The 10,764-nt window shown below is 37.0% G+C and carries 5 protein-coding genes; all 5 read left to right on the forward strand.

The window, feature by feature from the left end; all coding sequences use genetic code 11:
* Window positions 1–120: 120 nt before the first annotated feature.
* Window positions 121–2,664, forward strand: a complete 2,544-nt coding sequence (locus tag AADI82_RS10235) for an alpha-N-acetylglucosaminidase (RefSeq protein WP_341216345.1) — start codon at window positions 121–123, stop codon at window positions 2,662–2,664.
* A 62-nt stretch (window positions 2,665–2,726) separates the two neighbouring features.
* The gene (locus tag AADI82_RS10240) at window positions 2,727–4,319 is read left to right on the forward strand and encodes a cellulase family glycosylhydrolase (protein WP_341216346.1); all 1,593 of its coding nucleotides are present in this window, start codon (window positions 2,727–2,729) and stop codon (window positions 4,317–4,319) included.
* Window positions 4,320–4,363: 44 nt separating this feature from the next.
* Window positions 4,364–6,568 (forward strand): alpha-N-acetylglucosaminidase, encoded by a 2,205-nt coding sequence (locus tag AADI82_RS10245; RefSeq protein ID WP_341216347.1) that lies wholly within the window; start codon window positions 4,364–4,366, stop codon window positions 6,566–6,568.
* 25 nt (window positions 6,569–6,593) lie between these two features.
* A complete protein-coding gene (locus AADI82_RS10250) occupies window positions 6,594–9,548 on the forward strand; it encodes a glycoside hydrolase domain-containing protein (RefSeq protein WP_341216348.1) in 2,955 nt (984 codons plus the stop codon).
* Window positions 9,549–9,559: 11 nt separating this feature from the next.
* On the forward strand, window positions 9,560–10,764 hold a 1,205-nt coding region (locus tag AADI82_RS10255; RefSeq protein ID WP_341216349.1), incomplete at its 3' end, for a DUF5703 domain-containing protein.

Raw genomic sequence — 10,764 nt, forward strand, 5'->3', positions numbered from 1 at the left:
AAAAAAATAGTTTTATAGATTGTTTATTGTTATTGTAAACCAATAATTATTTATATTTTTGTTTATAAATGAATATATTATTTATATATAAAAATATTTATTTTATAAGAAATTTTAAGGATGAAATCATTAAATAAAAATATAGCTAAAGTAGGGGCGTTATTGATATTATTAACTGCATGTACTAAACCAACAAATGCTCAATTAAATAATAAAAAAACAGCATACGATGTTTTAATTAGGACTTTAGGCGAGGAAAATGCATCAAAATTTACGTTGCAATTAAAAGAAAATGATTCCCTCGATTCTTATAAAATAGAAGTAAAGAATAATAAAGTATTAATAACAGGAAATTCAAATATAGCACTTACCAAAGGAGCTTACGATTATTTAAGAAATGCTACAAATTCTATGGTAACTTGGTCTGGTTCCCATATAAATATTCCCGAAAAACTTCCTCAATATCAAAAACGTGCTACAACACCTTACAAGAATCGTTACTATCTAAATGTATGTGCATTCGGTTATTCAACCCCATATTGGGATTGGGAAAGATGGGAACAGGAAATCGATTGGATGGCCCTTCATGGGATGAATTTACCACTAGCCTTAGTGGCGAATGAAGCGATTGCAACGAGGGTTTGGAAAAAGTTAGGCTTAACAGATGAGGAAATTAATAAGTTTTATACAGCACCATCGTTATTGCCATGGCAACGTATGGGCAATATCAATGATCTTGATGGAGATTTACTTACAAGCGAATGGCATGAAGGTCAAATTAAATTGCAACACAAAATATTAGCTAGAATGAAAGCTTTAGGGATGAGTCCTATTGTTCCTGCCTTTGCGGGGTTTGTGCCTAAAGATATTACTAGAATTAGTCCGGAGAATGAACTCTTAGAAGTTAGTTGGGGAGGGCTTCCAGAAAAGTATCATGCCTTTTTGCTAAGTCCAAGAACACAATTATTTAAGAAGATAGGAAAGCTGTTTATTGAAGAATGGGAAAAAGAATTCGGTGAGTGTAAATATTATTTAGCCGATAGTTTTAACGAATTAGATCTTCCAAAAACAGACCAACCAGTTACAGAACTCTTAGCTGATTATGGGAGTGCTATATATGAATCTTTAAAATCTGGAAATCCTGATGCTGTTTGGGTAGTGCAAGGCTGGATGTTTACTTATCAAAGACATATTTGGAACAAGACAACAACGAGTGCTTTATTTAGTGGAATTCCAGATGACAAAATGATGATTCTTGATTATGCTTATGAATACAATGGGATAGCTTATAAAAACGGGTATAATTATGAGGTTTTTGAAGGCTATAATAACAAACCTTGGATTTATGGCTTTATGCTTAATAGTGGAGGAAAGACAGGACATACAGGGGTGCATGATTATTATGCTACAAATCCTATAGAACTCTTAGAATCTCCCTTTAAAAAGAATAATGTAGGTTTTGGATTTGCTCCTGAGGGTATTGAAAATAATGACGTCACTTTTGAGCTAGTTTCCGATATGGCTTGGGAGCATGACGCTATTGATTTAGATACCTGGTATATTAATTATTCAAAAGCGCGATATGGTGCATGCCCACCAGAAATGGCTGAAGCATGGCAACTATTAAGACAAACCAGTTATGGAACTATGACCGATCATCCGCGTTTTGGTTTCCAAGGAAATGGTGGTTCATGGTTTAAGGGAACAATCGATAAAGATCCTCGTATTTTTGAAGCCATTACTAAATTTCTTTCCTGCGCAGATCAATTAAAAGACTCCGAACTTTATAAGGCAGATGCTCTTGAATTTGCTGCTACTGTTTTATGCCATAAGGCCGAGGATTGGTTTGGGTATACCTATAATGCACATCAAAGTTTAGATTTTGAAACACGGGATAAAGCAGGAGAATGGGCATTGCAATTACTTACTGATGCAGATAAGTTATTAGAAAATCATCCTACCTTAAATTTACAGAGATGGATTGATTTTGCACGTAAATCAAGTACGAATCTAGAACAGCAAGACAGGTATGAATTAGATGCTAGGCGCATTTTAACAGTTTGGGGGGCACCTAAAATTAGGTCTGGGGTAAATGATTATGCCGCTAGAATGTGGGGCGGATTAACTAGAGATTACTATCGTGATAGAATGGCTGGGAAATTAGAAAGTTTAAAAAAGAATGAACCCTATGATAATAGAGCATTTGAAGATGCATGGGTGTTAAAAAAAGGTGTTAGCAAAATAAACCCGTTTGAAAACCCCTTAGAATCGGCAAAATCTTTGGTAAAACAAGCGATAGAAAAATCAATTCCCGAAATTTCAAAATCAGACGATATAATTGCTGGCGATTGGTCGTCTAAAGATACCATAATAGAAGTACCAATAAAAAGGGAACATATCTCAAAATTAAAAGGTGTTAAGATAATCTATGAAGATGGGAAAACGAATGTAAGTATTGAGAAAGTAGAATTGCTCGCCGATGGTATAATCGTAGGCAATGAGCAAGCGGTGAGTGTAATAGGTAAAAGAACGCCTTTTGCTTTGTACCCATTTACCCTATCAGATGTACGAGCAAACAATGGTGCGTCTATTAAAGTTTATATGTTAAACATACAAGAAAAAGAGAGTGCAAGAGGGAAAGTGGTTTTAATACTTGAGGATTAAAAGGTTTTTATAAAAATCTTCTAACGATATAAATGCATATATAATAAATTAAATATTTAAAAATGATAAGGGTAAAATGGCTTAGTATACTGCTTTTAGCGACATTATTTTTTCAAAACTGTAAGTCTAAAGATAATCAAGTAGAGAGCTTACATAATAAACATGTATCGATTCATGGACAGAAATTCATTGACTCTTTAGGCAGAAACTTAGTCCTACACGGAATTAGTGTTTGTAACAAAGATCCTAAAACCAATTATTTGGGGCATATAAGTCCAGAAGAATTTGCAATGTTTAAAGACTGGGGCTTTAATGTCATTAGATTAGGCATAATTTGGGATGGACTAGAACCAGAACCAGGTAAATATAATCAAGAATACCTTAAAGGGATAGATGAAATGATTCAATGGGCAACTGATAATGATCTGTACGTTTTTCTTGATATGCACCAAGATTTGTTTAGTGTTGATTTTAGTGATGGTGCTCCGTCTTGGGCTACAATAACCAATAATCAGCCACATGTTACTGGCGATGTATGGAGTGAAGCTTATTTAATTAGTCCTGCTGTGCAGACTGCTTTCGATAATTTTTGGGCCAATACCCCAGCATCAGATGGCGTGGGTATTCAAGACCACTATTTAAGTTTATGGAAGTTTTTGGCAGAACGTTACAAAGACCATACAAAGGTGATTGGATTCGATGTGATGAACGAGCCGTTTATGGGGTCTGAGGCCAATAAAATTACACCTTTACTGTTAGAGTCTTATGCCAAAGTGATGGCAGAACAATCAGGAGAAGCACCACCTTCATTAGAAGAAGTTATGCATTTATGGAATACAGATAAAATGCAGGTTTTAGGAACTTTATCTGATAAAGAAACTTATAAAAAATGGCTAGATGTTATCTATGAGGTTAATGCCAATTTTGAAAGCGGAACACTAACGGCATTTTACCAAAGAGCGCGCGACGAAATTCGCAAGGTTAATAAAAACCACATCATTTTTACCGAGCACAGTTATTTTACTAATATGGGATTGGTTGGATCACTTGGGGAAATTGTTGATGAGCAAGGAAAAAAAGATCCTTTGGTGGCTTATGCGGCACATGGGTATGACTTAGTGGTTGATTCCGATGCACTTACTTTAGGAAGCAATGATCGTGTAGAATTAATTTTTGAGCGAATTGCTCAAACAGGACAACGTTTGAATGTTCCAGTTTTAATAGGCGAGTGGGGAGCATTACATGGAAAATCACCTGATTTGATTCCAACAGCCGATTTTTTACTTAACCAATTCAGTAAACATGGTTTTAGTGATGCTTTTTGGGCTTATGGAAAATTTTTATTGGAGGCCTCTTTTCTTGATGTGCTAAAGAAACCATACCCTGTTGAAACTTCGGGGGTTTTGAAAAACTATAGTTTTGATTATGAGTCAGGAGTTTTTAATTGCACTTGGGAAGAAAATGAAGCAATCACCGCACCTACACGTATTTATGTGTCAGATATAAGTAAGGTCAATATGGATTCTTTGAAATTGACCCCTAAAATGGAAGGTGTTACCATACAGAAAATGGAGCATGAAAAGGCAGGTCATTTGGTTATAATGCCAAGTGGTGAAGATGTGGAACGGAAATTGTCATTTACTTTGTCTGAGTAAATAGTTATAAAGACAAAAATTTGAATCACTTCAATAAGAAGCAAATGAAAAAAAATACAAACAACCTTATAATTCTAATTTTACTTTTTTTATGTTTTGGATGTGTTTCTAAGAATGAAATACCTCAAGAACTAGAATCTACGTATGCGTTGTTAAACCGTCTTTTGCCCGATAGAGCGAGTCAATTCGAATTTAATATTATATCCTCTAAAGATAATAAGGACATTTTCGAGTTAGACTCAAGTAATTCAAAAATAATAATCAATGGGAATACACCTATTTCTATAGCATATGGCTTGCATTATTATTTAAGAAATTATTGTAACGCGAGTTTTTCATGGTCTGGAAACCAATTGCCAGCTAAAGAAGAACCACTTCCGCTTATACAAGAAAAAGTCCGTAAGGAGGCAAGCGTTCCAAATCGTTATTATTTTAACTATTGTACGTTTAATTACACCATGGCTTTTTGGGACTGGGAACGCTGGGAACAAGAAATAGACTGGATGGCTTTGCATGGCATTAATAGACCATTGGCACTAGTAGGACAGGAAGCGGTATGGCAAAACACCTTAAAAAGGTTAGATTATACTGATGAGGAAATTAAGGATTTTTTACCAGGACCGGCATATACAGGATGGTGGTTATTGGGTAACCTCGAAGGTTGGGGAGGACCTATAAACCAAAGTTGGATTGATGCTCAAGCCGAACTTCAGAAGAAAATTGTTAATCGCATGAAATCCCTAGGTATGACACCTGTTTATCAAGGTTTTTATGGTATGGTGCCCAATTCATTAAAAGAAAAATATCCAGATGCCAAAATTCACGATGCTGGTACATGGCTTAATTTTAAGCGCCCAGGTTTCTTAATACCTAATGACAGTCTTTTCAAAAAAGTAGCAACTTTTTATTATGAAGAACAGGAAAAGTTATATGGAAAAACTGCTTTTTATCAAGGAGACCCATTTCATGAAGGAGGCAGTTCTAAAGGTGTAAATGTTACTAAGGCAGCAGAGAATATATACAAAGCTATGAACACACATAGTTCAGGTGCTACTTGGGTGCTTCAGGCTTGGGGCGAAAATCCTACTTCCAGTTTGTTAAAAGGGATTCCATTGGGAAGAGCTCTTGTTGTTGATTTATACGCCGAAGCTTTACCACAATGGGGAGGCAAACCATCAGAATGGGCAAGAAAGGAAAGTTTTATGGGGCATAATTGGGTATGGAGTGAAATTCCAAATTTTGGAGGTCAAACAGGAATGACAGCTAAATTAGACCGAACAAATCATGATGTTATAGAGGCTTTGCAACATCCTTTAGGAAAAAACATGACGGGTATTGGGGCAACACCAGAGGGTATTGGGCAAGACGCTATCCTCTATGACCTGCTTTTCGATTTAGGATGGGAAACCGAAAAAGTAAATATGGACGATTGGCTTAAAACCTATGTGAAAAGTAGGTATGGAAATATAAATCCAGATATAGAAGAAGCCTATCAGATATTAAGAAACACGGTTTATAGCTCAAAATATAAACATGCTTCAGGAGAGGATGGAAGCCCGCCATTAGAATCGGTGTTGTGTGCCAGACCAGGGTGGAATATTAACAAAGTATCAGCTTGGGGCTATAGTAATCTAGATTATGATCCTAAAGAGCTAGTTAAAGCTTGGAAATTACTTTACAATAATAAAGAAGCTTTTTCAGATTCAGATAATTTCAGATTCGATTTAGTTGATGTTACGCGTCAGGTCATCGCAAATTATGGAAGAGAATTATATGGTAACATGCAAAATGCTTTCAAATCAAAAGACCTTTCAGAATTTAATACATGGTCTAGCAATTTTTTAGATTTAATTAAAGATCAAGATAGCTTGATGGGGTCTAATAAGAAATTCTTACTGGGAACTTGGTTAGATATGGCTAGTAAAAGAGCTACCTCTGATGAAGAACGTAAAGAATTTGATAAAAACGCTAGAATGTTAATAACCACTTGGACTTATGAAAAGCATGTTGTAAACGATTATGCTTACAGAGAATATGCTGGTTTATTAAAAGATTATTACTTGCCAAGGTGGCAGACGTATATAGCATCATGTAAAAATGAGCTTGAAGGAAATAAAAGTACATATCCAGATTTTTTTGCTTTCGAAAAAGCTTGGACAGAAGAAGACAAATCATATCCTGTAACTCCTAGCTGGAATGAACTGGAAGCTGTCGATTACATATGGAATAGATATCATAATCAATTTTAATAATAATATAAATAGTATGCGTAAAATGAATAAATGGTTAAAACACATTAAGGTATTTGGTATGTTTTTGGTAATCAGTATAGCTTCGGCACAAACTGAAATTCCATATAACATAGCACAAACCCCTTGGGAAGCCGGCTTTGGTAATCACAGAGCCGTTATTGAGGTTTCTAAAAAGACCGATGCCGTTAAACTAGACTTCAACTGGAGGCGACATGATAAAAACCCTGATGGACGTCGGCTTTTAATAGTCAATGCCCAAACAGGAGATACCATTCCCAATATTCATAGAGTATCCGTAAATAATGAAACCTGTAAATTGGTTTTTGGACCTGTTCAAAAGGGAACTTATTACTTCTACTATTTACCATTTAAACCAGACAATGAATGGGGGTTTTATCGTTACGGCTATCTTAAAAAAGAAGATGCCCCGAGCAAGCATTGGATGGAAGAAAACAAATTGGAGCAGCCCAAAAAGCTGAAAAAATTACCAAAGGCCATCTGTACAGAGATTCAAGCCAGAACAGATTTCGACTCGTTTTATCCTATGGAAGTTACTGCTACACAAGCCGAACAAGAACAGTTTGTAAGCAGTACGAATTCAGATTATATTGCCATTGCTGAAGATAGAAAGTATCCTATTAAAATGCGGAATCATCTGCCTTTAAAATGGATAAAAGAAGGCGTAACCCATCAATTCGAAGGGAAGGCTCAAAAAGATGAATACTATGCGTTTCAAATTGGTGTTTACGCTTCCAAAAAAGATATTGAAAATGTAAAGCTGGAATTTCACGATTTAAAATCATCAAATAACAATAGTATTCCAGCAAGTGCCTTTACCTGTTTCAATACCGATGGTATAGACCCTTATGGCAAACCATTTACAAAGCAGGTTGATGTTAGCAAAGACTGTGTGCAAGCACTTTGGGTGGGTACTGATGTTTCTGCTGATACGCCATCGGGAGTTTACAAAGGTTCTTTGACCATAAAAGCAAATAACCAACCCGACCAAACCATTGAAATCACGTTACAGGTTTTAAATGAAACAATTGCCGACAGAGGCGATAACGAACCGTGGAGGCACTCCCGCTTACGTTGGTTAAATTCAACCTTGGGTATAGATAACGAACCTACAAAACCCTACACGCCTATTACCTTAAAAGATGAAAATCAACTCGGTTTATATGGAAAACAGATTGCATTAGATGAATTTGGTTTACCTTCTGGCATTGCGGTTTGGGGTACCGAAATTTTAAAAAGCCCTATAAAATTTACCTTAGAAGGAGAAACGGTAGAAGATACCAAGACAGAATCTACAAACCTGGATTCAGGTATTTTTGAAAGAACCGTTTTGGCACATTCTGAAAACTTTGAGGTGCAAACCACAAATACAACTGAGTTTGATGGTCACTTAAACTATAAAATAAAGCTTATCGCCAAAGAGGATGGCGAACTCAGTAATTTTAAACTAGAAATCCCTTTTCAATCCAATATCGCAGAATATATGATGGGTATGGGCTTACCGGGTACCTTTGTCCCTCAAAAGCATTCCTCAAAATGGAAAGGCCCTCACGATAGTTTTTGGGTAGGAAACACCTATGGCGGATTACATGTAGAGTTAAGGGGCGGTAGCTACCATGGCCCATTACTTAACCTTTACAAGCCCGAACCACCCGAAAGTTGGGATAATGATGGCAAAGGTGGTTTTTCAATAGAAAAAGGTACAGATGAAACCACTGCAACCATCTACTCTGGAAAACGAAAATTTAAAAAAGGAGAAACTTTGGTTTTTGAAGCGTCGTTCTTAATTACACCTGTAAGACAAATAGACGCTAAAGCACAATTTACCAATCGATACTACCACGATGGATTGGACCCTAAACCAGAAGATAATGAAATTACCGATGGTGTTAAGATTGTAAATCTGCATCATGCCAACGATTATAACCCCTATATTAATTATCCGTTTATTGCTACAGAGGAAATGCGGAGCTTTGTGGACGAGATGCACGCCAAAGACCTAAAGGTAAAAATTTACTATACCATTAGAGAACTCACCAATTACACAACCGAAATATGGGCCTTACGCAGTTTGGGTGATGAAATTTTAGGCACTGGTAAAGGTGGTGGTTATCCATGGTTGCAAGAACATTTGGTAGATGATTACCGTTGGCAGTGGTACTCGCCTTTAAAAAACGGCATCGATGCTTCTATTGTTAATGCCCCAGGAGATTCCAGATGGTATAACTATTATTTGGAAGGTCTGTCTTGGTTGGTAAAACACATAGATATTGATGGATTGTACTTGGATGATGTCTCTTACGATAGACGTATATTAAAACGCATGCGTAAAATTTTAGATAGAACAAAACCGGGCTGTATGATGGATTTACATTCTAATACCGGGTTTTCAAAAGGGCCTGCAACCCAATACACCGAATTTTTCCCGTATTTGGATAAATTGTGGTTTGGAGAGAGTTTTATATATGATAAGATGCCTGCAGAAAATTGGCTGGTAGAAGTGTCTGGTATTCCATTCGGACATATGGGTGATATGCTGCACGCAGGAGGAAACCCTTGGCGAGGCATGGTCTATGGCATGACCGTACGCTACCCTTGGTTTACAGATGGCGTGAGTTGCGACCCCAGACAAATTTGGAAAGTTTGGGATGCCTTTGGTATTGAAGATTCAAAAATGATTGGCTATTGGGACAAAAACCCTGTGGTTAGCACTACCAATCCCGATGTAAAGGCCACAGCTTATATAAAAGATGGTAAGGTTTTAATATCGGTAGCCAGTTGGGCAAAAGAAACCGTAAACGTTAAGTTAAATATAGATTGGGATGCCGTTGGTTTAGATAAGAGCAAGGTAAAAATGAAAGCACCTAAAATTGAAGAGTTTCAACCAGAACAGCTATTTTCTGTAGATGATGATCTTACCATAGACCCTACCAAAGGTTGGTTATTGATTGTGGAATAATGATAAAAAAAATGTTTAAAAACAAAATTAAATTAGTTGCAATAGTAGGTTTTGCCTTCTGCTTTCAAAACGCATCATCACAAAATCCGATTTTTGAAGTAGATGCCTCTTATCTCACCAAACACGACATTGTTTACAAAACCCCTGCTTATGAGGGTTTTGAGGGGTTTCCTCTAGGGAATGGCGATTTGGGCGGCATGGTTTGGAATACCAAAAATGGACTTGAAATCCAAATCAATAAAAATGATTTGTTCGACCAGCCCAATGCAGAGTCGGAAGCCACTTTAAGAGGAGGCGCAAGATTGAGCATTGATTTGGGAGTGCCTCAATTCGATTGGCTATATCTTGATGATTTTGATAGTAGATTATCGCTAAAGGATGCCGAGGTATCCATGCAATCGCAAACACCATTTTCAGAGAGTAAAATAACCTCTTGGGTGTCGCCCAATAAAAATGTTTGGGTTGTAAACATTAAATCGGATGCGAAAAACCCGAATGCAAAAGGCTCTAAAATACATGTTGATTTAGAGCGTTGGGGCAGTCGTGCCTTTGCAGGCTGGTATGGTGGGTATTCAAAAAACACCAAAATAGGACTGGGAAATACGCAAGCATCAACCTTAAATAAGGATATTGTATTGGAAGAATCGTTTGAAGGGCTTCAGTTTTCGGTAGTTTGCAGAATATTGGGAGCAGACGTTGTAGCTCAAACCATAAGCGAAAAAAGAGCGCAACTAACAACATCCCAAGCAAAAAATCATGAGGTTACAGTACTCATTTCCTTGGTAACATCAAACGAATCGGACAACCCTACAACAGCCGCTATTGAATTATTGAATGCTGTTGAAAAGGAGACCGTTTCAAAGGAAAAAGAGCAACACACATTATGGTGGGACAACTTTTGGAACCAATCGTTTGTCCATTTAGGAAACGATTATATAGAGAACCTGTATTATTTCCGTCGTTATTTAATGGCAAGTTCTTCCCGAGGAAAATATCCTGTAGTGTTTAATGGCGGTTTATGGACGTGGAATCACGATGTGAGAAACTGGGTAACGCCACACCATTGGAACACCCAACAACAATACTGGGGACTGGCGGCGCAGAACGATACAGAACTTATGCTGCCCTATATAAACACCTATTTCAGTTTGATGCCACAAGCCGAAAAACATGCCAAAATGAGAGGAGCCGACGATGCCATTCTGTGGAGCGAAGC

It is taken from the genome of uncultured Wocania sp., from assembly GCF_964021735.1.
Lineage (GTDB): Bacteria > Bacteroidota > Bacteroidia > Flavobacteriales > Flavobacteriaceae > Wocania_A.

Coding starts and splice junctions, on each gene's coding strand:
- AADI82_RS10245 (WP_341216347.1), top strand. CDS start 4,364: ATGAAAAAAAATACAAACAACCTTATAATTCTAATTTTACTTTTTTTA.
- AADI82_RS10235 (WP_341216345.1), top strand. CDS start 121: ATGAAATCATTAAATAAAAATATAGCTAAAGTAGGGGCGTTATTGATA.
- AADI82_RS10240 (WP_341216346.1), top strand. CDS start 2,727: ATGATAAGGGTAAAATGGCTTAGTATACTGCTTTTAGCGACATTATTT.
- AADI82_RS10250 (WP_341216348.1), top strand. CDS start 6,594: ATGAATAAATGGTTAAAACACATTAAGGTATTTGGTATGTTTTTGGTA.